The 25953-nt window shown below is 64.6% G+C and carries 20 protein-coding genes; 7 read left to right on the forward strand and 13 right to left on the reverse strand.

Annotated features, from left to right (window positions below):
- The first annotated feature begins 51 nt into the window (after positions 1–51).
- Positions 52–1143, forward strand: coding sequence for an LLM class flavin-dependent oxidoreductase (locus O7A70_RS04015; protein WP_337139129.1), 1092 nt, complete (start codon positions 52–54; stop codon positions 1141–1143).
- A gap of 23 nt (positions 1144–1166) precedes the next feature.
- Here O7A70_RS04015 and O7A70_RS04020 read toward each other — a convergent pair whose 3' ends face one another.
- The 13 genes from O7A70_RS04020 to O7A70_RS04080 all read right to left on the reverse strand — a co-directional run bounded on the left by O7A70_RS04020 (position 1167) and on the right by O7A70_RS04080 (position 15075).
- Complete coding sequence (locus tag O7A70_RS04020; RefSeq protein WP_337139130.1) at positions 1167–1562, reverse strand: RidA family protein; 396 nt, start codon at positions 1560–1562, stop codon at positions 1167–1169.
- Positions 1563–1638: 76 nt separating this feature from the next.
- Positions 1639–2787, reverse strand: coding sequence for an acyl-CoA dehydrogenase family protein (locus O7A70_RS04025; protein ID WP_337139131.1), 1149 nt, complete (start codon positions 2785–2787; stop codon positions 1639–1641).
- A gap of 213 nt (positions 2788–3000) precedes the next feature.
- Positions 3001–3813, reverse strand: a complete 813-nt coding sequence (locus O7A70_RS04030; protein ID WP_140510608.1) for an enoyl-CoA hydratase family protein — start codon at positions 3811–3813, stop codon at positions 3001–3003.
- Complete coding sequence (locus O7A70_RS04035) at positions 3810–4280, reverse strand: MarR family winged helix-turn-helix transcriptional regulator (RefSeq protein ID WP_337139134.1); 471 nt, start codon at positions 4278–4280, stop codon at positions 3810–3812. The genes O7A70_RS04030 and O7A70_RS04035 overlap by 4 nt, the downstream gene beginning before the upstream one ends.
- Positions 4274–5047: an SDR family NAD(P)-dependent oxidoreductase gene (locus O7A70_RS04040; protein WP_337139135.1), complete on the reverse strand. Its 774-nt coding sequence runs from the start codon at positions 5045–5047 to the stop codon at positions 4274–4276. The genes O7A70_RS04035 and O7A70_RS04040 overlap by 7 nt, the downstream gene beginning before the upstream one ends.
- Positions 5044–7338 carry a bifunctional salicylyl-CoA 5-hydroxylase/oxidoreductase gene (locus tag O7A70_RS04045; RefSeq protein WP_337139136.1) on the reverse strand — a complete coding sequence of 765 codons (2295 nt, stop codon included), beginning with the start codon at positions 7336–7338 and terminating at the stop codon, positions 5044–5046. Before O7A70_RS04045 ends, O7A70_RS04040 begins: the two co-directional genes overlap by 4 nt.
- Positions 7339–7480: 142 nt before the next feature.
- Positions 7481–8080 (reverse strand): VOC family protein, encoded by a 600-nt coding sequence (locus O7A70_RS04050; protein ID WP_337139138.1) that lies wholly within the window; start codon positions 8078–8080, stop codon positions 7481–7483.
- A gap of 80 nt (positions 8081–8160) precedes the next feature.
- Positions 8161–8997: an ATP-binding cassette domain-containing protein gene (locus tag O7A70_RS04055; RefSeq protein WP_337139140.1), complete on the reverse strand. Its 837-nt coding sequence runs from the start codon at positions 8995–8997 to the stop codon at positions 8161–8163.
- Positions 8990–9868 (reverse strand): ABC transporter ATP-binding protein, encoded by an 879-nt coding sequence (locus O7A70_RS04060; RefSeq protein ID WP_337139141.1) that lies wholly within the window; start codon positions 9866–9868, stop codon positions 8990–8992. Before O7A70_RS04060 ends, O7A70_RS04055 begins: the two co-directional genes overlap by 8 nt.
- Positions 9865–10713, reverse strand: coding sequence for an ABC transporter permease (locus O7A70_RS04065; RefSeq protein ID WP_337139143.1), 849 nt, complete (start codon positions 10711–10713; stop codon positions 9865–9867). The genes O7A70_RS04060 and O7A70_RS04065 overlap by 4 nt, the downstream gene beginning before the upstream one ends.
- Positions 10706–11713 (reverse strand): ABC transporter permease, encoded by a 1008-nt coding sequence (locus O7A70_RS04070; RefSeq protein ID WP_337139145.1) that lies wholly within the window; start codon positions 11711–11713, stop codon positions 10706–10708. Before O7A70_RS04070 ends, O7A70_RS04065 begins: the two co-directional genes overlap by 8 nt.
- Positions 11714–11868: 155 nt before the next feature.
- Positions 11869–13398, reverse strand: a complete 1530-nt coding sequence (locus tag O7A70_RS04075) for an ABC transporter substrate-binding protein (RefSeq protein WP_337139147.1) — start codon at positions 13396–13398, stop codon at positions 11869–11871.
- Positions 13399–13500: 102 nt separating this feature from the next.
- On the reverse strand, positions 13501–15075 hold the full coding sequence (locus tag O7A70_RS04080; RefSeq protein ID WP_337139149.1) for a phytoene desaturase family protein: 1575 nt from the start codon (positions 15073–15075) through the stop codon (positions 13501–13503).
- Positions 15076–15193: 118 nt separating this feature from the next.
- Here O7A70_RS04080 and O7A70_RS04085 point away from each other — a divergent pair, with 118 nt between their 5' ends.
- The 6 genes from O7A70_RS04085 to O7A70_RS04110 all read left to right on the forward strand — a co-directional run bounded on the left by O7A70_RS04085 (position 15194) and on the right by O7A70_RS04110 (position 25932).
- Entirely contained in the window at positions 15194–15985 is a 792-nt protein-coding gene (locus O7A70_RS04085; RefSeq protein WP_337106135.1) for a cyclase family protein, read from the forward strand.
- Positions 15986–16305: 320 nt separating this feature from the next.
- Positions 16306–17877 (forward strand): phytoene desaturase family protein, encoded by a 1572-nt coding sequence (locus tag O7A70_RS04090; protein ID WP_337139151.1) that lies wholly within the window; start codon positions 16306–16308, stop codon positions 17875–17877.
- Complete coding sequence (locus O7A70_RS04095) at positions 17877–18359, forward strand: MarR family winged helix-turn-helix transcriptional regulator (RefSeq protein ID WP_140510587.1); 483 nt, start codon at positions 17877–17879, stop codon at positions 18357–18359. Before O7A70_RS04090 ends, O7A70_RS04095 begins: the two co-directional genes overlap by 1 nt.
- Before the next feature lie 44 nt (positions 18360–18403).
- Positions 18404–20557, forward strand: a complete 2154-nt coding sequence (locus tag O7A70_RS04100) for an indolepyruvate ferredoxin oxidoreductase subunit alpha (protein WP_337139153.1) — start codon at positions 18404–18406, stop codon at positions 20555–20557.
- Complete coding sequence (locus O7A70_RS04105; RefSeq protein WP_337139154.1) at positions 20550–22130, forward strand: indolepyruvate oxidoreductase subunit beta family protein; 1581 nt, start codon at positions 20550–20552, stop codon at positions 22128–22130. Before O7A70_RS04100 ends, O7A70_RS04105 begins: the two co-directional genes overlap by 8 nt.
- Positions 22131–22521: 391 nt before the next feature.
- Complete coding sequence (locus O7A70_RS04110) at positions 22522–25932, forward strand: acyl-[ACP]--phospholipid O-acyltransferase (RefSeq protein WP_337139156.1); 3411 nt, start codon at positions 22522–22524, stop codon at positions 25930–25932.
- Positions 25933–25953: the final 21 nt, after the last annotated feature.

Raw genomic sequence — 25953 nt, forward strand, 5'->3', positions numbered from 1 at the left:
GAAATATTTTCGCGGAGCCGTAGCGTGCGATCTTCGCCGGGAGGTCGCGACATGAACAAAGCACATCCGTTGCACGGCTCCAACAAACTGAAGCTTGGCGTCTTCTCGACCAACGCCGACGGTGGCCTTGCCATATCGGATGTGCCGGAACGCTGGACGGCGAGCTGGCAGGACAATCTGACGGCAGCCCAGATCGCCGACCGCGCCGGGCTGGAGTTTCTGCTGCCGATCGCCCGCTGGCGCGGCTTTGGCGGCCGCAACAAGGTGCGCGAGCGGTCGTTCGAGACCTTCACCTGGGCGGCGGCGCTCAGCGTGGCCACCGACCGGATCGGCCTGTTCATGACCGTGCACGTGCCGCTTGTGCACCCGCTCTATGCCGCCAAGGCGCTGGCGACGGTCGACCACATCAGCCAAGGCCGTGCCGGCCTCAACATCGTCTGCGGCTGGAACCCGAAGGAATTCGGCATGTTTGGCACGCCGCTGGTCGAGAAGGGTTACGACCAGGCGGCCGAATGGATTGAAATTCTGGAGAAGCTCTACGCATCCGCGGAGCCGCTCGACTATGAAGGCACCTATTATCACCTCAAGGAGGCGGTCAGCCGGCCGGCCAGCCTGCAGGTTCCGCGCCCGGTGACCATGAACGCCGCTTTCGGTGGCCCGGGCCGCGACTTCGCCGCCGCCAGATGCGATTATCTGTTCACGACCTTTTCCGAGATGGGCGATGCCGGCAAGCATGTCGCCGACATCGGCGAGCGGGCCGACAAGGTGGGCCGGGAGGTCGGCGTCTATACCGTGGCCCATGTCGTCTGCCGCCCGACCATGGAAGAGGCGCAGGCTTACTACACGCGCTATGCCGTCGATCAGGCCGATCACGAGGCGGTCGATGCGCATATGGCCGGCAAGAAGGAATTCTCGCGGTCGCACGACCCGCATGCCTATGAGCGCTATCGCCAGCGTTTCGCCGGCGGCGCCGGCACCTATCCGCTGGTTGGAACACCGCAGACGATTGCCGCCGAGATGGCCGCCATTGCCGCGCACGGCTACCAGGGCATTGCGCTATCCTTCGTCAACTACACCAGGGAATTGCCCTATTTTTGCGACCACGTGCTGCCGTTGCTGAGGCAGGCTGGGCTTCGCGAATAAAATATTCCGGAGAGACGAATTCTTTATTCCGGAACGACGGCGGTCGCCTGGATCTCCACCTTGGCGCGGTCCTCCACCAGCGCCACCACCTGCATGGCGGCCATCGCCGGAAAATGCCGGCCGATCACCTCGCGATAAGCCTCGCCGATCCCCTTGAGGTTACCGAGATATTCGACCTTGTCGGTGAAATACCAGGTCATCGAGGTGATGTGACGTGGCTCCGCGCCGGCCTCGGCCAGCACCGCGACGATGTTCTGGAGCGTCTGCCGCACCTGGCCGGCGAAATCGTCGGTCTCGAACTGGCATTGCCCGTTCCAGCCGACCTGTCCGCCGACGAAGACGAGCCTGCCGCGCGCCGCCACGCCGTTGGCGTAGCCGACCGGTTTTGCCCAGCCTTCCGGCTGCAGGATCTCGTGCATGTCGTCTCTCCGCCTATCCAATATCGGGTCCGCAATATCCGCGTCGAAAACAATCCAGTCCGTGGTCACGACCTGTTCAGGCCGCGCCCATCACTTGCCGCGCGATCACCACCTTCTGCACGTCCGATGCGCCCTCATAGATGCGCAGCGCGCGGATTTCGCGGTACAGGCTCTCGACGATGTGGCCTTTGCGGACACCGTCGCCGCCATGCAGTTGCACCGCTTTGTCGATCACCTCCTGCGCCTTGTCGGTGGCGAACAGCTTGGCCATCGCCGCCTCGCGCGTCACCCGCGCCGCACCCATGTCCTTAGTCCAGGCGGCGCGATAGACCAGAAGGGCCGCGGCATCGACGTCGAGCGCCATGTCGGCGATATGGCCCTGCACCATCTGCAACTCGGCCATCGGCGCGCCGAACAGTTTGCGCTCGGCCACGCGCTTGATGCTTTCATCGAGCGCGCGGCGGGCAAAGCCGAGCGCTGCCGCGCCGACCGTCGAGCGGAACACGTCGAGCACCGACATGGCGATGCGGAAGCCGTCGCCCGGCTTGCCGATCAGCGCCGAGGCAGGCAGCCGGACCTGGTCGAACGAAAGCCGCGCCAGCGGATGTGGCGCGATCACTTCGAGACGTTCGGCAATACCGAGCCCCTTGGCGTCGCCCGGCACCAGGAAGGCGGAAAGCCCCTTGGCACCCGGTGCTTCTCCGGTGCGGGCAAAGACGACATAGAGGTCGGCGATGCCGCCATTGGAGATCCAGGTTTTTTCGCCCGTGAGAACGTAGCCGTCGCCATCGCTGGTCGCCGTCATTTCGGTATTGGCGACATCCGAGCCAGAGCGCGGTTCCGACAAAGCGAAGGCGGAGATCGCCTTGCCGGCGCGGGTCTTCGAAAGCCATTGCTGCTGGTCAGGCGTCCCGAACAGGCTGAGTGCACCGGTGCCCAGCCCCTGCATGGCAAAGGCGAAGTCGGCCAACCCATCGTGGCGCGCCAGCGTCTCGCGCGTGATGCACAAGATGCGTACGTCGAGCGGTCCCGGATTGCCGGTGTCGAGCGCCGTCGGCTTCAGCCAGCCATCCTTGCCGAGCTTCGCCACCAGCTCGCGGCAGGCGGCGTCGACGTCATGATGATCGACGGGAAGGTTTTCGGCGCACCAGGTGTCCAGGTGCTCGGCGAGCTCGCGATGGCGGTCTTCGAAGAACGGCCACTTGAGGAAGGAACGGTCAGGCATGGATGCGCCCTTGATCTTGGTCGCGATCCGTCGCACCCCCCTCTGCCCTGCCGGGCATCTCCCCCGCAAGGGGGGAGATTGGCAGCTTCAATCTTCCCGCCCATCTTGCAACGCTGGCGATTGGCGAAAGCGACGCAATCAGCTGATCTCCCCCCTTGCGGGGGAGATGGCCGGCAGGCCAGAGGGGGGTGCCTGGGCGCAAACCGATCATCCTCAATTCCCCTCGAACACCGGCTTTTCCTTGGCGACGAAAGCCAGGTACGCCCGCTCGAAATCGCGCGTCTGCATGCAGATCGCCTGCGCCTGCGCCTCGGCCTCGATCGCCTGGTCGAGGCCCATCGACCATTCCTGGTTGAGCTGCGTCTTGGTGATGCCGTGGGCGAAGGTCGGGCCGGAGACGATGCGGGCCGCCATCTCCAGCGCGTCGGCCTCCAGAGCCGCCGCATCGACCAGCCTGTTGTAGAACCCCCAGCGCTCGCCTTCCGTAGCCGTCATGGTTCGGCCGGTGTAAAGCAGTTCGGCGGCGCGGCCCTGGCCGATGATGCGCGGCAGGATCGCGCAGGCGCCCATGTCGCAGCCAGCAAGGCCGACGCGGGTGAACAGGAAGGCCGTCTTGGCTTCCGGCGTGGCGATGCGGATGTCGGCGCTCATGGCGATGATGGCGCCGGCGCCGACCGCCACGCCGTCGACCGCCGCGATGATCGGCTTGCCGCAGTTGAGCATTGCCTTGACGAAATCGCCGGTCATGCGGGTGAAGGCCAAGAGCTGCTTCATGTCCATCTTGACCAGCGGACCGATGATGTCGTGGACATCGCCGCCGGAGCAGAAATTGCCGCCATTGGAGAGGAACACCACGGCGTCGACGTCCTCGGCATAGACGAGATCGCGGAACGTGTCGCGCAGCTCGGCATAGCTGTCGAAGGTCAGCGGGTTCTTGCGCTCCGGCCGGTCGAGCCGGACCCTGGCGATCCGACCCTCGACTTCCCACAGGAAATGCTTCGGCTTGAGGCCGGCCATTGCAGTCATTCGCGTCCCTCCCAGTTGCTGCGGAACGAGGTCAGCATGCCGGTCAGCCGGTGCGCATCCTCCTCGCTGACCTTGCCCAGCAATTCGCCGATCCAGCCCTCATGCGCCGCGGCGATGGTGGCAAAGGACTTCGTGCCTTCCTCGGTCAACCGCACCATCGAGGTGCGGCGGTCGCCATTGCGGCGGGCCCGGGCGACAAGTCCTTCCGACACCAGCCGGTCGACAATGCCGGTGACATTGCCGTTGGACACCAGCAGGAAGCGCGACAGGTCGCTCATCAGCATGCCTTCCGGCGCCCGGTAAAGCGCTGCCATCACGTCGAAACGCGGCAGCGTCGTGTCGAATTCCTTCTTCAGGCGCTCGCGCAATTCGGCCTCGATCGTGCGTGAAGCCCGCAGCAGCCTTATCCAAAGACGCAGCCGGTCCTTGCCGGGTCCCGGTGGCACGGGCAGGGGGCCGGCTACCATGTTTCACCTCCCGAGATCGAAATCGCCTGTCCGGTGATCGACGCCGCCGCGTCGCCACATAACCACAGCACGGCTTCGGCAATTTCTTGCGGCTGGATGAAGCGGCCTTGCGGGTTGGTCGAGACGAGGCTGGCTCGCGCCTCGCCAGCCGAGCGGCCGGTCTTTTCGACGATGCGCTGGATGGATTCCTCCAACATGTCGGTCTCGACGAAGCCCGGACACACCGCATTGACGGTGACGCCGGATCTCGCCGTCTCCGCGGCCAGCGCCCTCATCAGGCCGACGACGCCATGCTTGGCCGCCACATAAGGCGCGACATAGGGGTAGCCTTTCAATCCGGCGGTCGAGGCGATGAAGACGATGCGGCCTGCCTTGCGCGCGGCCATGCCGGCCAGCGCCGGCCTCACCGTCAGGAAGGCCCCGGTCAGATTGACGTCGAGCGTCCGCTGCCAGTCGGCCACGGCGGTCTTGTGCGCCGGCGTGCTGCCGGCCATGCCGGCATTGGCGACGACGATGTCGAACGGTCCGCGCGCGGCCTCCGCCATCTCGTAAAGCGCCGCCATCGCCGCCTCGCTCGTGACATCTGCGACGATGCTATGGATGCGGCCGTTTTCGCCGGCAACCTTGGTGAGCTCAGCTTCGCGGCGCCCACATATGGTCACGTCGATACCAGCCTCGGACAAAGTGAGCGCGATGGCCCGGCCGACGCCGGATCCGCCGCCGGTGACCAGCGCGTGCTTGCCGGGAATCGTTGTCGCGGCCGTCATACTTTCAGCCCCGCAGCGGCGTCGCGCTCGGCCAGCCGGTAGAGCTGGTCGCGCCCGGGCAGATAAGGATCCGGCCATTTGACGCCACGGTCGCCGAGCGTCACCGCCGCATGCAGCATCCAGTAGGGATCGGCGAGATGCGGCCGTGCCAGCGCCACCAGATCGGCGCGGCCGGCCATCAGGATCGAATTGACATGGTCGGGCTCGTAGATGTTGCCGACCGCCATCGTCGCCATGCCGACTTCGTTGCGGATACGGTCGGAGAACGGCGTCTGGAACATGCGTCCATAGACCGGCTTGGCGGCAACCGACGTCTGGCCGGCCGAAACATCGCATATATCGACGCCGGCCTCATGCAGCATCCGCGCGATCTCGACGGCGTCTGCCGGCGTCACGCCTTCGATACCGACCCAGTCATTGGCTGAAATGCGCATCGAGATCGGTTTTTCCGCCGGCCAGGCGGCGCGCACCGCGTGGAAGATTTCCAGGGGATAACGCATGCGGTTTTCCAGTGAGCCGCCATAGGCGTCCGTGCGCTGATTGGTGACCGGCGTGATGAACGACGACAGGAGATAGCCGTGCGCGGCGTGGATCTCGAGCATATCGAAGCCGCAGCGATCGGCCATTTCCGCCGAGGCCACGAATTGATCGCGCACCAAGTCCATGTCGGCGCGGTCCATCGCCTTCGGCACCTGGTTCTCAGGCGACCACGCGACGGCCGATGCCGCCATGACAGGCCAGTTGCCCGAGGCCAGCGGCACGTCGGTGCCTTCCCAGCCGACGCGGGTCGAACCCTTGGCGCCGGAATGGCCGATCTGGGCGCAGATCTTCGCCTCGGTTTCGGTATGGACGAAATCGACCAGTCGCCTCCACGCCACCTCATGTTCGGGCGCGTAGAAGCCGGGACAGCCGGGCGTGATGCGTCCTTCCGGGCTGACGCAGGTCATCTCGATATAGACGAGCCCGGCGCCGCCCTTGGCGCGCTCGGCATAATGCGTGAAATGCCAGTCGGTCGGGCGGCCGTCAACGGCCTTGTACTGCGCCATCGGCGAAACGACGACGCGGTTGTTGAGGACCATGTCGCGCAGCTTGAAGGGCGCGAACATCGGCGCCCGGCGCAGCCTGTTGCCGCCGGCACCGGCCTGCCGCTGGAACCACTCTTCCGCGCCGCCCAGCCACTCGGCATCGCGCAACCGCAGATTCTCGTGGCTGATGCGTTGCGAACGCGTCAAAAGCGAATAGTTGAACTGCACCGGATCGAGGCCGAGATAGCGCTCGACCTCCTCGAACCATTCCAGAGAATTGCGCGCCGCCGACTGCAGCTTCAGCACTTCGGTGCGGCGGGCGTCTTCATATTTGCGGAAGGCGGCCTCGAGGTCCGGTTCGGTCTCGACATAGTCGGCCAGCGCCACCGCGCTTTCCAAGGCGAGTTTGGTGCCGGAGCCGATCGAGAAATGCGCCGAGGCCGCGGCGTCGCCCATCAGCGCCAGATTCTTGTAGGACCAGCGCTCGCACAGCACGCGCGGAAAATTGATCCAGGCCGAGCCCCTGATATGGTTGGCGTTGGTCATCAGCGCGTGGCCGCCAAGATGCCTGGCAAAGATGCGCTCGCACACCGCGATGGACGCCTGCTGCGACATCGCGCCGAAGCCGAAGGCGGCCCAGGTCTGTTCGCTGCATTCGACGATGAAGGTCGCGGTATCGCTGTCGAACTGGTAGGCGTGCGCCCACACCCAGCCATGCTCGGTCTTCTCGAAGATGAAGGTGAAGGCGTCGTCGAATTTCTGGTTGGTGCCGAGCCAGACGAACTTGCATTTGCGCGTGTCGATGTCGGGCTTGAAGATATCGACGAAGCTGTTGCGCGCCCTGGAGTTCAACCCGTCGGCGGCGACGACCAGGTCGTGCGTCTCCATATAGGGTTTTGGGTCGGCGATGTCGGTTTCGAACATCAGCTTGACGCCGAGTTCGCGCGCGCGGCGCTGCAGCAGGATCAACAGTCGCTTGCGGCCGATGCCGCAGAAGCCGTGGCCTGATGAGACCGTGCGCACGCCGTCATGAATGACGGCGATGTCATCCCAATAGGCAAAGTGCTTCTTGATCCAGACGGCGCTGACAGGATCGTTCTTCGCAAGATTATCGAGCGTCTCGGCCGACAGCACGACGCCCCAGCCGAACGTGTCGTCGGCCCGATTGCGCTCGAAAACCGTCACGTCGTGCGCGGCGTCCCTCAGCTTCATCGAAATGGCAAAGTAGAGGCCGGCTGGTCCGCCGCCGAGAACCGCAACCTTCATCCGTGCGATCTCCTCTTCGCTGGCTATGCCTCAGTATCGCGCCGGAGGTAAGATATTTCAAGCTTAAAGTTTTATGTCGAAATGATCATGCAGGCCTGGGTGGCGCGCTTGCCGTGACGTCCTGCAAGCGCGCCGCGAGAGATCATTTCTCCGGATTCTTCGGGCTCCACAGCACGGTCTCGGCTGTCTTCTCATAAGCCATGCCAGAGGGATAACTGATCGCTTCCAATTGCAGGCCCCAAGGTGCCTGGAAATAGAGGATGGTCTGGCCAGCGGCGGGCCCTTCCTTGACCGGCAGCGGCCCCATCCTTGTCTTGACGCTCTTGCCATCGAGATAGGCTTTCGCGGCGGCGACATCATCGACATAGAAGGCGATGTGGAAGCCGCCAATGTCGCTGTTCTTCGGTGTCAGGTCCTTCTGGTCGGGCGCGGTGTATTTGAACAGCTCGATGTTCGATCCATAGCCGCAGCGGACCATGGTGACCTGCTCGATGACAGCTTTCGGATCGACGCCGAGCAGGTCTTGCATGAAGGTGCCCTTGTCGTCGGCGAACGGTCCGAACGACATCGCCTTCTTGCAGCCGACGACCTCGGTGAAGAAGTCGACCGCCTGCTTCATGTCGGGAACCGTGACGCCGGTATGGTCGTGGCCGTGCATGCCGGGGATCGAATCCGCCGAGGCCATGCCGGCACTACCAAGGATAGCAGCGGCGAGCGTTGCAATTGCGATTGTTGTCTTCATGTCAGTCCTGCTCCATTTGGCGGGACTTCGTCATTTTCCAGTCGCACGTCCGAGGCCCGCTTCTCGGCGTGCGTTCGCATTCATATCGGCGCCTTGCCTGTGGAAGGTATGTCCAGCCAGCCCGCGTCGATTTCGGGCAGCGGAATGGCTGCGATGAGGTCGCGTGTGTAGGCCTGCCGCGGCTTGTCGAACAAGGCGTCGGTGGCGCTCGCCTCGACGATCATGCCTTCGCGCATGACGATCACCTGTTGGCAGAGCCGCCGGATCACCGACAGATCGTGGCTGATGAAGGCGACCGTCAGGCCCATCTCCGCGGCAAGCTTCTCCAGCAAGGTGAGGATCTGGGCCTGCGTCGAGACGTCGAGCCCGGAGACGATCTCGTCGGCCAGCACGAATTTCGGCGACAGCGCCAGCGCGCGCGCAATGCCGACGCGCTGGCGTTGGCCGCCCGAAAGCTGGTGGCGATAGCGGCCGGCGAAGCTCTGCGGCAGGCCGACGCGTTGCAGTGCCTCGGCGACACGGGATTTCAGATTGTCGCCGAGCCCGTTCTGCCTGAGCGGTGCGGCGATGATGCTGGCAATGGTGCGGCGCGGGTTGAGCGACGACATCGGATCCTGGAAGATCATCTGCAGGTCGCGGCGCAGTGGCCGCAGTGCCGCCTCCGGCAGATGGGTGATATCGCGGCCCTCGAAACGGATGCTGCCGGCGCTCGGCTCCAGCAGCCGCACCAGCGCGCGGCCGAGCGTCGATTTGCCGGACCCGGATTCGCCGACGATGCCGGTCACCGAGCCGCTGGGCAGGTCGAAATCCAGGCCTTTCAGAATCTCGGCCAGCGGTGCGCGGCCGATCAGCGGCTTGCGCGTCATGTCGGGCAGCGAAACCTTCAGCCCGCGCACGGAAAACAGCGGCTCAGCCATGCGGGCGCCTCCAGGCCTGGTCGGCGGAAGCGATCTCGGCGGCAAGTCCGGCCAGCACCGTCTCGTCCACGGGTCTCAACGAAGCGAAGGGATCGGTGTAGCGCGGCGTCGCAGCCATCAGTGCCCGGGTGTAGGGGTGCCGAGGTGCCGCGAACAGCGCTGCGGTCTCGGCCTCTTCCACCACCTTGCCGGCATAGAGCACCGACACTTTCTGGCTGATCTTGGCGACGACGCCGAGATCATGGGTGACGAACAGGATCGCGGTGCCGTGCTCGCGCTGCAACGCGCCGATCAGCCGAAGGATCTGCTTCTGTACGGTGACGTCGAGCGCCGTGGTCGGCTCGTCGGCGACGATCAGCCGTGGCTCGGCGGCGAATGCGGCGGCAATCAGCACGCGTTGGCGCATGCCACCGGACAGTTCGTGCGGATAAGTCTTCAGCACGCGGTCGGGGTCGCGGATCTGCACCTCGTCCAGCAATTGCCGGATACGCCGGTCGGCCTTGTCGCCGCTCCAGCCGAGGATGCGCACCAGCCGGTCGGTCATCTGCGGGCCGATGCGGCGCGAGGGGTTGAGCGCGGTCAGCGGATCCTGCGGGATCAGCGCCGTGCGCGCGCCGATCAGCGTGCGCCGCGCCCTGGGCTGGAGTTTGCCGAGGTCTTCGCCCTCGAGCCGCATATCGCCTTCGACGATGCGCACGCTCGATGGCAGCACGCCGAGCACCGCCTTGCCGATCATTGTCTTGCCGGCGCCGCTTTCGCCGACGAGCGCGCGCACCTCGCCGGGTTGCACGGCAAGCGAAACTGAGCGCAGCACGCGCTGGCCGTTGGCCAGCACGGCGCTCAGATTGGCGATGTCGAGACAGGCGCTCATCGCAGCACCGGATCGAAGCGCGTTTTCAGCGCTTCGCCGAACTGGCTGAAAGACAGCACGGTGAGGATCAGCGTGATCAGCGGGAACACCAGCACCCACCATGCCTGATGGATCGAGAGCCGGCCCTCGGCGATGATGCCGCCCCAGGTCGGATCGTCGGTCGAGATCGACAGATTGACGAAGGACAGGATCGCCTCGACGATGACGGCGATACCCATCTCCAGCGACAGCAGCGCCACGATCGAGGGAACGACGTTCGGCAGCACCTCGCGCAGCATGATGCCGATGCGGCCATACCCGGCGATGCGGGCATTCTCGACATAGTCCATGCGCGACTGGCCCATGGCTTCGGCGCGGATCACCCGGCAGAAGCGCGTCCAGTCGATGATCGCAATGGCGAGAATGACGGAGCTTAAGCCGGTGCCGAGCACGGCAACCAGCAGAATGGCGAACAGCACCGGCGGGAAGGCCATCCAGACGTCGACGATGCGCGAGATGATGCGATCCGCCCAGCCGCCGAAATAGCCAGCGATCAGCCCAAGCGTCGAGCCGACGACGCAGGCGGCGATCGCCGCCGCGAAAGCAACGATGAAGGCGATGCGGCCACCAAAAATCAGGCGCGAGAGCAGGTCGCGGCCGAGGCTGTCGGTGCCGAGCCAATAGCCGGGCTCGGCACCATCGAGCCAGAACGGCGGCAACCGCTCCAGCATTAAATCCTGCGCCAGCGGATCCTGCGGCGCCACCAGCGGCGCGAAGATCGCCGCCAGCAGTGCCAGCAGCAGCCAGCCGCCGGCGAGCCACAGCCTCGGGCTCAATCCGCGCCGGGAGATGCGTGCCTCATCCATGGCGCAGCCTCGGATTGAGCAGCGCATACATCATGTCGACGGCGAGGTTGATCAGCACGAACAGCAGCGCGAAGACCAGCACGATGCCCTGGATCAGCGGCAGGTCGCGGTTGATGACGGCATCGATGGCCATGTTGCCGAGGCCCTCATAGGAAAACAGCCGTTCGACGATGACCGTGCCGCCGATGAGGAAGGTGAATTGCACGCCGACCAGGGTCAGCGTCGGCAGTGCGGCGTTCTTCAGCGCCTCGCGCAGGATGACCTGCGTTTCCGAAAACCCTTTGACCCGCGCCAGCACCACATAGTCGAGGTCGAGCACTTCCTTCAGCGACTGTTTCAACAGTTGCGAGATGATTGCCGCCAGCGGCAGCGCCAGGGCAATCGCCGGCATCAGCATGTGCTTCAAGAGATCCCAGGTCAGGTCGAAGCGCAGCCGCAGCAGGCTCTCGAAGAAATAGAACTGGGTGACGAAGGGCAGGTCGAGTTGCGGCGACACGCGGCCCGAAATGTCGAAGATCGGCACCAGCACGCCGAACAGCAGGATCAGCACGAGGCCCCAGAGGAAATCGGGAATGGAGAGCGCTGCACCGCTGGCGATGTCGATGCCGGCTTCGACCGCCGTACCGCGTTCACGGGCGCCGAGTATCGCCGTCGTGCCACCGATCGCCACCGCCATGACAAGCGCGACGATGGCAAGCTCAAGCGTCGCCGGCAGCCGATTGAAGACGAGGCCGAGCACGTCTTGCCGCAGCGAGATCGAGGTGCCGAAATCGCCCCTGGCGACACCGGACAGCCAGATGAAGAACTGCTGTACGATCGTCTTGTCGAGCCCGTAGAGCGCGCGCAGCCGGGCGATGTCGTCATTGGTGGCGCCGGGCGGCAGCATCATGGCGATCGGATCGCCGGGCGCGACGCGGATGACCACGAAAACGACGACGGCCACGCCGAACAGCGTGATCAGCATAGTCGCAAGACGGATCAGGAAACGTTGCAGGAGCATTCTGGCGTTGGCCTAGCGTGTTCTAACGAGCAGCCCCATCATCCGGACGCTTCGCGGCCACCTTCTCTCCGAGGGGGAAGGTGGCGCGAAGGGCCGGATGAGAGGGCCTGCGTAAGTTGCACGCCGTCTTGCGACGGCGCTCCTTGTCGTCTGTCTCAGGCCGGGGTCATCAGGGCCGGCAGCAGCGCGCCTGAAATATGCTGCACCACGTTGACGCCCTTGGCATGCACGATCGGCTGCGCGTACTGCATCAGCGGCAGCACATAGGCCTGCTCGGCGATGTATTTGTCGACCGCCTTCCAGCCGGCGATGCGCTTGGCCTCGTCCTTCTCTCTCCACAGCGGGTTGATCATGTCGATCAGGTCCTGGCTGTCCCAGACCGAATGCGGGCTCGGTCCATACATGGCAAAGCCGGTCGAAGTGGTCGGATCGCCAATGGCGTTGCCCCAGTTGTAGAAGGCCGCGGGCGCGAGCTTGTCGGCGGCGCGCAGCTCGTAGTGCTTGGCGATCTCGTAGACCTCGATCGTCGCCTCGATGCCGACCTTGCGCCACATGCCGACGATCGCCTGGATCATCTCATAATCCTTGGGCTTGAAGCCCTTGGTCGTCTGGATGGTGAACTTGACCGGCTTTTCCGGCGAATAGCCTGAGGCGGCCAGCAGTTCCTTGGCTTTCTCCGGATTGTGCTCCACCTTGATCGAGGCGTCGAAGGCCGCATATTCCGGCGTTTCCAGCGTGGCGATCGGCTGGCCGTAGCCGCGCAGCAGCCGCTTGACCAGAAGCTCCTTGTCGACCGCCATGACGGCTGCCTGGCGCACGTTCTTGTCGAGCATTGCTTCGATGTCGTTGAAGAAGATCATGCCGATGTCGGAAACATTCTTGATCGAGCCGGCGAGCCCCTCCTTGGCGATCAGGCGGTCATACTCCTCGTAGGGGATTTCGAGCGTCACCTGCGAGGAGCCGGATTCGATCTCGGCGACGCGGCTCGCCGCATCGGTGACGAACTTGATCGTCACATTCTCGAAGGCCGGCTTGCCACCCCAATAGTTCGGATTGGCTTTCAACCGCAGGAAGGCGTTGCGCTCGAACTTCTCGACCATATAAGGGCCGGTGCCGATCGGCGCCTTCTCGAAACCTTCGGCGCCGACCTTCTCGTAATAGGCTTTGGGCATGATGTAGCCGGTCAGGAACGACATCCATTTGAAATAAACCGGGTCGAACTGGACGACGTCGCCTGTGATCTTGTTGCCGTCGATCTTGAAATTGCTGACGTTCTTCCAGACGAACTGGATCGGGTTCCCGGTCTTCTCGTCGCCCGCCCGCTGCAGCGACCAGACGACGTCTTCCGGCGTGAACGGCGAGCCGTCATGCCATTTCACGCCTTCGCGCACTGTCATCATGATCTTGGTGCGGTCCTCGTTCCAGCCCCATTCCGTCAAAAGGCCAGGCGCGAAGGACAGGTCAGGCTTCTGCGGGATGAACTGGTCGAACACCGACTGATAGAGGCCCTGGATGGTCGGGTTGACGGCGGACGGTCCGGTGGTCGGATCCCAGGACGGCAGGTTGACGTTGTAGGCGATGGTCAGTTCGCCGGCGGCAGCCTGGGCGATCTTCGGCAGGCCGACGGCGGCCACGCCAAGTGCCGCGGCACTATATCCAAGCAATTCGCGTCTGTTGATTGTCATGGTCGTTCCCCTTGTTGTTTTGTCTTCGCGCAGCTTCGTCCGGTCATTGATTCGGCTTCGTCGGCAGCAGCGCCTTGCCTGTCGTCGCCCTCATGAAATCGTCTATCTCCCGCCAAGCTGTTGCGCGAGCATGAAGCCCGAGGCGGCACCCGTGCCGGCACCGGGCCATGTCGCGGCGCCGGTGAGATGCAGATTGGTTACCGGCGTGTTCCAGCCGGCATAGCCGCGCGCCGGACGGAACAGGAAATTCTGCGCCAGATGATGGCTGCCGCAGAGCTGGTCTCCACCGACGAGGTTCGGGTTCTCGCGCTCGAGATCGATGGGCGAAAACACCGCGCGATCGAGGATTTTTGCGCGCAGGCCAGGCGCGTGGGTTTCGATGATGTCGAGCACGCGGTCGGCATAGGCATCCTTGACCTCGTCCCAATGCGCTGGCGCGATCTTGGCCGAGGCGTCGCCCACGATTTCGGCGGGCAGCATGCGCACCTGCACCCACAGAACATGTTTGCCCGCGGGTGCACGCGACGGATCGACCGCGGTCGGCTGGCCGACGACCAGCACCGGTTCGTCCGGCAGCATGCCTGCCACCGCCTGTTGATAGGTGCGCGACATCTGGTCGAGCGACGGCGCCAGATGCACATAGGCGAACTGGCGCAACTCTGCCCCGGCGCGCCAATCCGGCAAATCGTCCAGCGCCAGGTGGATCATCATCGTGCCCGGCGCATGTCGAAACTTCTGCATCGCCGTGTCGAAGCCGGCGTCGCCGGAACCGCCGGGCAGCAGCTTGCCGGACAGCGCCTTGGGCGCCACCCCTGCAATCACCGCCTTGGTGGCCGTATGCGTTTCGCCGGAAACAAGCCGCACACCTGTCGCCTTGCCGCCGGAGACCGTGATCTCGGCGACATCGGCGCCGGTGACGATCCTGCCGCCGGCGGATGTCACCATGCCGGCCATCGCCCGGATGATGGTGTCGGCGCCGCCCTTGCCCAGCACCATGCCAAAACTCTGGTTGGCCATCGATTCCAGATAGGGAAACACGGCACCGCCGGCGATGTCGGGCGCGAAGTCGAGATGCATGCCCCAGGTGGCGAGCGTCGCCCTGATGTGTGGAGACTCGAAATTTTCCTCCAGCCAGGCACGCGGCGAAGTCAACAGCAGCCGGCCGGTGTCGAGCGCGCCCGAAACACCCTTCTTGCGCCACAGGTTCCATGCGGTGCCCGCAAGCGCCCGGGCGCTCATCGGCGATCCCAGCAGCTTGAACAAATGCTCGGCTTCGGCCGGGAAGGCGGCAACCAGCCTGCGCCATGTCGCGGCATCGGCGGCCGAAAAGGCAGCCATGTGGCCGGCGGTCTTTTCCAGGTCGTTGCTGACCCCGAACCAGCGTCCATCCGGAAAGGTGCTGGCGAAACAGTCGGCGACCGGGGCGAACTCCAGCCCCTGCGCTTTCAATTCATTTGCATATTTCCGGTGGAACGCCGAGCCGGCGAACAGGCTCAGATTCATCGCGCCGAAATCGTGGCGGAAGCCGGGGAGGGTGAACTCGCGGGTCTGGACGGCGCCGCCGATTGTTGCGCCGCGTTCGAAAACCCCGGTTTTCCAGCCCTTGAGCGCCAGATGCGCGGCGCATGCCAGAGTGTTGTGGCCCGCCCCGACAAAGATGGCGTCGAACTCGCTCACGCCCCGTTCCCATTTCCTTTATGCTTAAAGATAATTGCAGATGCATATGTTTTCGTCTAGTAGGATATTAAGGGCCGAGACGAGCCTTGATCATGTCAGACAAGAGGGAACAGAGACCATGGACAGCCAAAAACTCCTCGGCGAAGTCGCCGCCCAGCTCCTTTCCGGCGCCATCAAGGTGGTCGACCTGACAGCGCCGCTCGGGCCGGACACACCGCTGATCAAGCTGCCGCCGGAACTTGCGGTCGACACGCCGAAGGTCGAAATCCATTCGATCTCCCGCTATGACAAGAACGGTCCGTGGTGGGCGTGGAACTGGCTGAAGCTTGGCGAGCATTCCGGCACGCATTTCGACGCCCCGCAGCATTGGATCTCCGGCAAGGATTATCCGGACGGCGCCACCGACACCATTCCGGCGCAGAATTTCATCGGGCCGGTCAATGTCATCGACTGTTCGAAGGAAGCCGCCGCCGATCACGATTTCCTGCTCACCGTCGACCACATCAAGGCCTGGGAAGCCAAGCATGGCGCGATCAACGCCGGCGAGTGGGTGGTGATGCGCACCGACTGGTATAAGCGCAACGGCTCGGAAGCCGAATTCCTCAATGCCAACGAAACCGGCCCGCACACGCCCGGCCCGACGGCGGAAGCCATCCAGTTCCTGATCAGCAAGGACATCAAGGGCTGGGGCTCGGAGACCATCGGCACCGATGCCGGCAAAGCCGGCGGCATGGAGCCGCCATTCCCGGCGCACACGCTGATGCACAAGGCCAACCGCTACGGCCTCGCCAGTCTCTGCAATCTCGACCAGCTGCCGCCGAAAGGCGCGATCCTGATCGCGGCCCCGCTCAAGATCGAGCACGGCACCGGCAGCCCGATCCGCGCGCTGGCGCTGGTTGCGGGCAAATAGGGCGAGGGCGGTCTTCGGGAGAAGATCATGGTTGTTGCAGGTGATGTTGTAGTGACAAAGGGAACAAAGGGAGAGCGCCGGCCGCGTGGCGCTGGCGCTCTACGGCGCCCCCCTCTGTCCTGCCGGACATCTCCCCCTCTAGGGGGGAGATTGGCAGTTCTGGCGCCCCACTCACTTCTTCTGCGTAGGAGATTGGCGAAATCCGCTACGACGGTCGATCTCCCCCCTAGAGGGGGAGATGTCCGGCAGGACAGAGGGGGGCGCCAAGGAACGCTACCCCGCGCAATTGACCCCCACCTCCCGACCGGGAGCACCCGCCGGTGAACGCCCCCGATCACATCATCGTCGGCAGCGGCATCAATGCGCTGGTCTGCGCGGCGATGCTCGGCGGCAAGGGCGCCAAGGTGCTCGTGCTGGAGCGCAACGACCGCATCGGCGGCTGCATGCGCACCGAGGAGATCACCGCGCCCGGCTTCATCCACGATGTGATGGCAACGACCTTCGTGCTGTTCATCACCTCGCCGGCATTCGCGGCACTGGGCGCCGATCTCGCCCGGCACGGGCTGGAATTCTGCCATACCGGCACGCCGACCGGAGTGCTGCGGCCGGACGGCAGCCACGCGGTGCTCACCACCGACCGTGCCGCCAACATCGCCGCGCTTAACAGGATCGCTGCTGGCGACGGCGACCGCCACGCGGAAGATGTCGGCGGCATCGAGCGCAATGCCGGCCTGCTGTTCGGCCTGCTGGGTGGTAGCCTGTGGTCGTACCCGACCGCGAAGCTGCTGGCCGGCGATGCCTGGCGGCGTGGTCCGCGCGGGCTTGCCGCCTTTCTCGGCGACGCCCTGGTGCCGGCGCGTAGCTGGCTGGAAGGCACGTATCAGTCGGAGACAGTCCGCGCGCTCTGGGCGCCGTGGGTGCTGCATGCCGGGCTTGGTCCCGAAGACGCCTTTTCCGGCCAGATCGCCAAGGTGATCGCCTTCGCGCTGGAGGCGGCCGGCGCGCCGATCGTCAAGGGCGGGGCGCAGAACCTGCTGGCGGCTTTCGAGGCGCTCATCAAGGAACGCGGCGGCGTCATTTCCACCGAAGCGGACGTTGCCTCCATTCTCCTGGCCGGAGGTCGCGCCACAGGCGTACGGCTGGCCTCGGGCGAAACGGTTCACGCCACCAAGAGCGTCATCTGCTCGGTCACGCCGACGCAGCTTTACGGTCGCCTGCTCGGCAAGGATGCTCCGAAGGGCGACGTCGAAGCGACGCGGAAATACCGCTATGGCAAAGGCAATTTCCAGATCCACTACGCCCTCGACAAGCCGCCGTCCTGGCGTGGCCAGGGCCTCGACAAGGTGGCGCTGCTGCATCTGACGCCTGGATTGGATGGCGTCTCGAAAGCCTGCAACGAGGCGGCACGCGGCATGCTGCCGGAGGTGCCGACCATCTGTGTCGGCCAGCCGCATGCGCTCGACCCGTCGCGCTGTCCGGAAGGCAAGGCGATCCTGTGGCTGCAACTGCCCGAGGCGCCGCGCCACATCAAGGGCGACGCCGCCGGCAAGCTGCAGGCACCGGCTGACGGGCAATGGACCGAGGCGCTGCGCGAGGCCTATGCCGATCGCGTTGAAGCGATCCTCGCCAGCCATATCGACGGCTTCAAGGACAGCATCATCGCGCGCCGCGCCTATTCGCCGGCCGATCTCGAAACGATGAACATCAACCTGGTCGGCGGCGACCCTTATGGCGGCTCCTCTGTTATCGACCAGTCGTTCCTGTGGCGGCCGTTCAAGACCAGCCGCAATCACCAGACCGGCATCAAGAACCTCTACCATATCGGTGCCTCGACCCATCCCGGTGCCGGACTCGGCGGCGGCTCCGGTTTCCTGCTGGCGGGGAAACTGTGATGGAACAGAAGGTCGCCGAAAAACGCCAACGCATTTCGACCCTCGGTCAGATCGGCCTGCAGCAATTCGCGCCCTATCTGATGAACCGCATCATGGGCCGCTACAACGCCACCCTGCGTGATGATTTCCGCAAGCAGGGCCTGACGATTTCGCAGGTGCGCACGCTCGCCGTGCTGTCGGTCGCCGACGGCGTCACCGTCAACGACCTCTCGGTCTATACCGTCATCGAGCAGTCGACCTTGAGCCGCACGCTGGACACGCTGGAGGGGCAAGGGTTCGTGCGGCGCGAGCAGGGCGTCACCGACAGCCGCATCCGCCACGTGTTCCTGACCGACGAGGGCCGCGCCGAGTTCACTCGCGCCTGGCCGGCCATGCACGATGCGTTCGAGGCCATGTTCGACGATATCGATGACGCCGAATATGCAGCACTCATCGCGACGCTTTTGAAGATGCTGAAGAACATTCGCAAGCACGACATCTAGATGTACGCGCCGCCGGCTGTCGGCGGCAACGGAAGGAGGCAGAGATGGCTGAACGGTCTTTTGCCAAGGAAGTCGAAAAGCTGAGGCTCGGCGCCGGCGAGGAATTTGCCGGCGAGGGCATCCTCGCCATCACCAAGGCGCTGCTGCAATGCGGCGTCGGCTATGTCGGCGGCTACCAGGGCGCGCCGATCAGCCATCTGATGGATGTTTTGGCCGATGCGCAGGACATTCTGGGCGAGCTCGGCGTGCATTTCGAGGCCAGCGCCTCGGAAGCCACCGCCACAGCCATGCTCGCCGCCTCGGTGCACTACCCGATCCGTGGTGCCGCGACCTTCAAGTCCACCGTCGGCACGAACGTCGCTTCCGATGCGCTGGCCAATCTCGCGTCCGGCGGTGTCACCGGCGGCGCGCTGATCATCGTCGGCGAGGACTATGGCGAGGGCTCCTCCATCATGCAGGAGCGCAGCCATGCCTTCGCCATGAAAAGCCAGGTCTGGCTGCTCGACCCGCGCCCCAACCTGCCATCCATCGTCAAGGCGGTGGAGGATGGTTTCGAGCTGTCGGAAATCTCCAACACGCCGGTCATGCTACAGGTGCGCATCCGCTGCTGCCACGTGCACGGCCATTTCATCGCCAAGGACAACAAGCGTCCGCCGATGACGGTGGCCGATGCGCTCGACGCGCCGCGCCGCGACACCGGACGCATCGTGTTGCCGCCCGCCTCCTTCCTGCACGAAAAGGAGAAGGTGCAAAAGCGCTGGCCGGCGGCGGTGGATTTCATCGCCAGGAACAAGATCAACGAGTTCTTCGGCTCGGACCACGGCTCGGTCGGCATCGTCATGCAGGGCGGCATGTACAATTCGGTCATCCGTGCGCTGCAGCGGCTCGGCCTTGCCGACACCTATGGCGACACGGATGTGCCGCTCTACGTGCTCAACGCCGTCTATCCCTTGGTCGATGACGAGTTCCTCGCCTTCTGCGAGGGCAAGCAGGCGGTGCTGGTGGTCGAGGAAGGCCAGCCCAACTATATCGAACAGGCTTTTGCCGCGATGCTGCACAAGGCGGGGCGCGGCACCAGGCTGGTCGGCAAGGAGCATCTGCCGATGGCCGGCGAATATACTGGCCAGGTTATGCTCGACGGCATCGGTGCCTTCCTGCGCGCCGAGGCGCCGCATCTTTTGCCGGGCGAGGTGCGCGCGCCCAATAAGGTTGGCGACGGCGTCGACACGGCCGATCTGGTCAACGTCGTGCCGGGCCGGCCGCCGGGCTTCTGCATCGGTTGCCCGGAGCGGCCGATCTTCGCCGCGACCAAGCTGGTCGAGCAGGAACTCGGCAAGCACCACATCGCCTCCGACATCGGCTGCCATCTGTTCTCGATCATGCCGCCTTTCGAGCTCGGCGCCACCACAATGGGCTACGGACTGGGACCCGCCTCGGCCTCGGCGTTCAATTCGCCCGACGCCAAGCGCCGCTCGATCTCCTTCGTCGGCGACGGCGGCTTCTGGCACAACGGCCTGACCTCCTCGATCGGCAATGCGGTGTTCAACAAGAATGACGGCGTCATCGTCATCGTCGATAATTTTTACTCCGCCGCCACCGGCGGCCAGGACATCCTGTCGTCGCGCGCCGGCAACAAGACCAAGTCGACCAAGCATCCAATCACCGAGGCGGTGAAAGGCATGGGCGTCAAATGGCTGCGCCATGTCGACCGCACCTACGATGTCGGCAAGATGCAGGACACGTTGCGCGAGGCGCTGACGACGGACGAGAAGGGGCCAAAAGTCATCGTCGCCTCGTCGGAGTGCATGCTCAATCGCCAGCGCCGCGAAAAGCCGCTGGTCGACAAGGCGATCAAGGGTGGGACAAGGGTCGTCAAGCCGAAGTTCGGCGTCGACGAGGACATCTGCACCGGCGACCACGCCTGCATGCGGCTGTCCGGCTGCCCGTCGCTGTCGGTCAAATCGCTCGACGATCCGCTGCGCGACGATCCGGTCGCATCGATCGACCAGAACTGCGTCGGCTGCGGCAATTGCGGCGAGGTGGCGGACGCCGCGGTGCTGTGCCCTTCCTTCTACCGCGCCGATGTCGTGCACAATCCAAGCCGCTGGGATCGCTTCCTGCAAGCGGCACGCCGCGCGACGATCGGCTTGCTGCAGAGGCGGCGCGAAAGCCGGCGCCTGATATTCGCCGATGCTTGAGCCTGTTCCTTCCCTGCGTCCCAGGTCCGGTGCTGCCGATGAGCCGGTGATCAAGCTCGCAGTGCTGGCCGTTGGCGGCCAGGGCGGCGGCGTGCTGGCCGACTGGATCACCGATGTCGCCGAGCGCAATGGCTATGTCGCGCAATCGACCTCGGTCGCCGGCGTCGCCCAGCGCACCGGCGCCACCATCTACTATATCGAAATGGCCCGCGACACCGGCCGGCTGCCGGTGTTCGCGCTGTCGCCCTCGCAGGGCGATGTCGACATCTTGATCGCCGCCGAATTGATGGAAGCCGGCCGTGCGATCATCAGGGGCTTCGTCACCCCCAACCGCACGACGCTGATCGCCTCCTCGCACCGCATCGCCGCCGTGTCGGAAAAGATCGAACCGGGCGACGGCCGCGCCTCGTCGTCCAAGGTCCATGCAACGGCTGAGGCCGCGTCGAAGCGCTTCATCGCTTTCGACATGGAAAAGATCGCCGCCGACAACGGGTCGATGATCTCGGCCAGCCTGCTTGGCGCATTGGCCGGCTCCGACGCACTGCCGTTTACCCGTGAAAGTTATGAACAGGCGATCGGCACCGGCGGCCGTGGCGTCAAAGCTAGCCTCGCGGCCTTTAGCGCCGCGTTCGATCGCGCGCGGGGCCTGGCGGCAACACCTTCGTCGAAGCCGGCGGAGCCAGCGATTGTCGAATCCGCCCAGGGTACCGGTCGCGTGAGCGGTCCGCAAAATCTGCTCCAGGGATGGCAGGCGCTGGCCGCTCGCATCGAGCTGATGCCTCTGGCCGTGCGCGACATGGCGCTTCGCGGCCTGAGAAAGGTCGTCGACTATCAGGACATCACCTATGGGCGCGAATATCTCGACCGGCTGGATAAGGCCGTCGCGCTGGACAGCGCCGGCCACGCCCATGCGCTGTCCATCGCCGCCGCAAAGCATCTGGCCAATGCCATGTGCTATGACGACATGATCCGCGTCGCCGATCTGAAGACGCGCTCGACCCGCGACAGGCGGGTGCGCAAGGAGGTTGGCGTAAAGGACGGTTCGGTCCTGCAAGTGACCGAGTATTTCCATCCCCGCATCGAGGAGTTCTGCGGCACGCTGCCGGCGGGGCTCGGCAGCTACATCGAGAACCGGCCCAAGCTCGCCGGCTTTCTCGACCGCCGCATCAACCGTGGCCGCCGCATCCGCACCGACAGCTTTGCCGGCTTTGCCGCCCTGTGGTTCATCGGCGGCCTGCGCCGCTGGCGCCGCGGCCTGCTGCGCCACAAGGTCGAGACCGCGCATCTGGAAGGTTGGTATACGTTGGCGCTTGGCTACGTGCCGGTCGACTACGCCGTTGCCGTCGAAATCCTCAACTGCCGCCGGCTGATCAAGGGCTACAGCGACACCCATGTGCGCGCTCAGTCGAAATTCGACCGCGTACTCTCTGCTCTCGACCTGCTCAAGGGCCGCGCCGACGCCGCCGACTGGCTCCGACGCCTGCGCGAGGCGGCGCTGAAGGACGAGAAGGGCGACATGCTCGACGGCGCGCTGAAGACCGTGGCGACGTTGGGGTCATCTCCAATCATCTGAGTTTCAGCGGGTGACCTCCGCCGATCGCGCCGACCAACCGCATTCGCGACTCTGGCCACGGCAACACGGCTGGCCGCCACCGTTGCACCTCCTCGATCATCAATCCGCTCTCTTGTGAACGTCGTTCATTTTTACGCTTGAACATTGTTCACGTTGTGGTAAGTTGGCGCCATGAACATTGTTCATAGGGAGAAGCGCAATGTTGAACAGCTCCACGATAGACACCGGGCAGGGCCGCTGGCCGAAACGAGCCTGGACTTGTGATCGCTGCGAAGATCAGACGCGGTAAGAAGTTTAACCAGCTCACGTTATTACAACGATTGAAACAGCGCATGAACCCGCGGGGATCACCGGAGCATCGCCGCGTGGTTCCGCCAAATGGGAAATCGCCATGAACACGCATCTCATGCTTTCGCGGCGCTTCGCGCCGCTTTTCTGGACGCAGTTCTTGTCCGCCTTCAACGACAATTTCCTCAAGAACACGCTGGTGTTCCTGATCCTCTTCACACTCGCCGCCGACCAGGCGGCGTCGCTGGTCACCTTGGCTGGCGCCGTGTTCATGGCTCCGTTCCTGCTGCTGTCGGCGCTGGGCGGCGAGATTGCCGACCGCTTCGACAAGGCGCTCATCGCCCGCCGGCTGAAATTTGCCGAGATCGGCGCCGCCGCCGTCGCGGTCGTCGGCATCGCGCTTTCGTCGATCCCGGTGTTGATGACCGCGTTGCTGATGTTCGGCGTCATCTCGGCACTGTTTGGGCCGATCAAATACGGCATCCTGCCGGATCATCTCGAGCGCAAGGAATTGCCCCGCGCCAACGCCTGGATCGAGTCGGCGACCTTCGCCGCCATCCTTGGCGGCACGATCGTGGGCGGCGTCGTCTCCGCCGACGGCATTGGTGTCGCCGTCTTCGGCCCGATGATGATGATCCTGGCGGTCGGCTGCTGGGCCGTCAGCCGCTCCATCCCTTCGACCGGCTCCGCCGCGCCGAACCTTGTCATCGACTGGAACATCTTCCGCTCGACATGGCGGCAGGTCAGCGAATTGCGCACCGACACGCGCATCTGGCGCGCCGGATTGATGACCTCGTGGTTCTGGCTGATCGGCGCCATCGTGCTTTCGATCCTGCCCACGCTGATCAAGGATCATCTCGGCGGCAACGAGATCGCGGTCACCGCCTATCTCGCGGTGTTCGCCGTCTCCATCGCCATCGGCTCGGCGATCGCCGCCTGGATGTCGCAAGGCCGCATGGTGCTGCTCCCGGCGCCGGTCGGCACGGCGCTGCTGGCACTGTTCGGCTTGCACCTTGCCTGGACGATCTGGAGCATGCAGCCTTCGCCCAAGGCCGAAACCCTTGGCCTCTTCTTCGCAGGGCCAAACACGATCCGCGTTGCGATCGACCTTGCCGGCATGGCCATTTCCAGCGCCTTCCTGGTGGTGCCGACCTTCGCCGCCGTGCAGGCCTGGTCGCCCGAGGCGCGCCGCGCCCGCGTCGTCGCCGCTGTCAGCATCGTCAACGCCGGCTTCATGACGATGGGCGGCATCCTCGTCGCCGCCATTCAGGCCGCGGGCGTCTCTATTGCCAGCGTGCTGTTCGGGCTTGCCGCCTTCAATGCCGTGGCCGCCTGGCTGATGTTGAAATATCTGCCGACCAACGCCTTCCGCGACTTCGTCTCCATTCTCTTCCGTGCCTTCCATCGCCTGGAAGTGGAGGGCCTGGAAAACCTCAAGGCCGCAGGTCCGGCGCCGATCCTGGCGCTCAACCATGTCAGCTTCCTCGACGGCCCGCTGGCGCTGACGCTGACCGATGAAGAGCCGGTCTTCGCCATCGACTACACGATCGCGCAGGCATGGTGGATGAAGCCGTTCCTCAAATTGACCCGCGCCCTGCCGCTCAATCCGGCCAAGCCGATGTCGACGCGCACGCTGATCAAGATCGTGCAGAACGGCGATCCGCTGGTCATCTTTCCCGAGGGCCGCATCACCGTCACCGGCGGGCTGATGAAGGTCTATGACGGCGCCGCCATGGTGGCCGACAAGACCGGCTCGATGGTGGTGCCGATCCGGATCGAGGGGCTGGAGAAAAGCCCCTTCTCGCGGCTGACGGCGCAGCACGTGCGCCGCCGCCTGTTCCCGAAGGTCAGGGTCACCATACTGCCGCCGGTCAAGCTCAAGGTCGACAACGATCTGAAAGGCCGCAAGCGCCGGGCCGCCGCCGGTGCCGCGCTCTACCAGGTGATGTCAGACCTCGTCTTCCGCACCCAGCATATCGACAAGACCGTGCTCGAAAGGATCATCGAGACGGCGACCGAGCGCGGCATGCAGCAACTTGCCGTGCAGGATCCGGTCGCCGGTTCGCTGAGCTACGGCAAGCTGCTCACTGGCGTCGCGGTGCTCGGCGAGAAGTTCGAGACGCTTTATGCCGGACAGGACACGCTCGGCATCATGCTGCCCAACGCCAATGGCGCCTGTGCCGCGCTGCTCGGCGTCATGTCGGCCGGCAAGGTCCCGGCGATGATCAACTTCACCGCCGGTGCCACCAACATCCTGTCCGCCTGCAAGGCGGCGCAGGTAACCACCATCCTGACCTCTCGGGCCTTTGTCGAGCAGGCCAAGCTTGGCGCAATCGTCGAGGAGGTCGGCCGGTCGGTCAAAATCGTCTGGCTCGATGATCTGCGTGCAAGCATCGGCCTCAAGGACAAGCTGCTTGGCCTGTTGCGCAAGACCACGCCCAGGGTTGCCCGCAAGGCCACCGACCCGGCCGTGATCCTGTTCACCTCGGGCTCCGAAGGCACGCCGAAGGGCGTGGTGCTAACCCATCGCAACATCCTGGCCAATGCCGCACAGGCCGCCTCGCGCATCGATTTTCATTCGGGCGACAAGGTGTTCAACGTACTGCCGATCTTCCATTCGTTCGGTCTGACGGCGGGCACGGTGCTGCCGCTGGTGTCCGGCGTTCCCGTCTATTTCTACCCTTCGCCGCTGCACTACCGCATCGTGCCGGAACTGGTCTACGCCTCGAACGCGACGATCATCTTCGGCACCGACACCTTCCTCAGCGGCTATGCGCGCACCGCCCATCCCTATGATTTCCGCTCGGTGCGCTATTGCTTTTCCGGTGCCGAGCCGGTCAAGGCCTCGACCCGCGAAACCTATATGGAGAAGTTCGGCCTGCGCATTCTCGAAGGCTATGGCGTTACCGAGACGGCGCCGGTGATCTCCATCAACACGCCGATGTACAACAAATCAGGCACGGTCGGAAAAATCATGCCCGGCATGGAGTACCGCCTGGAACCGGTGATCGGCGTCGAAGGTGGCGGACGGCTGTTCGTGCGCGGCCCAAACGTCATGGCGGGCTATCTCAGGGCCGAAAAGCCTGGTGTGCTCGAGCCGCTGCAGGACGGCTGGCACGACACCGGCGACATCGTCAGCATCGACGATGCGGGCTTCGTCAGCATTCGCGGCCGCGCCAAGCGCTTCGCCAAGATCGGCGGCGAGATGATTTCGCTGGCTGCCGTCGAAGCATTGGCGGGCGAGCTGTGGAAAGGATCGCTCTCGGCGGTCGCGACCGTGCCGGACCTGCGCAAGGGCGAAAAGCTGGTGCTCATCACCGAAGCCGAAAAGGCGACGCGCGCCGAGTTTCTGGCCTTCGCCAAGGCAAACGGCGCCATGGACCTGATGGTGCCGGCCGAGGTGCGCGTCGTGGCGCATGTGCCGGTGCTTGGCTCGGGCAAGATCGATTTCGTCGGCGTGACCAGGCTGGTGCGCGGCGAAGACTTCGCGCCCGCCAAGGTCGAGGCCGCCTGATCACCGGCAAGAGCGAGACGG

The sequence above is a fragment of the Mesorhizobium sp. Cs1299R1N1 genome (assembly GCF_037179655.1).
Lineage (GTDB): Bacteria > Pseudomonadota > Alphaproteobacteria > Rhizobiales > Rhizobiaceae > Mesorhizobium > Mesorhizobium salmacidum.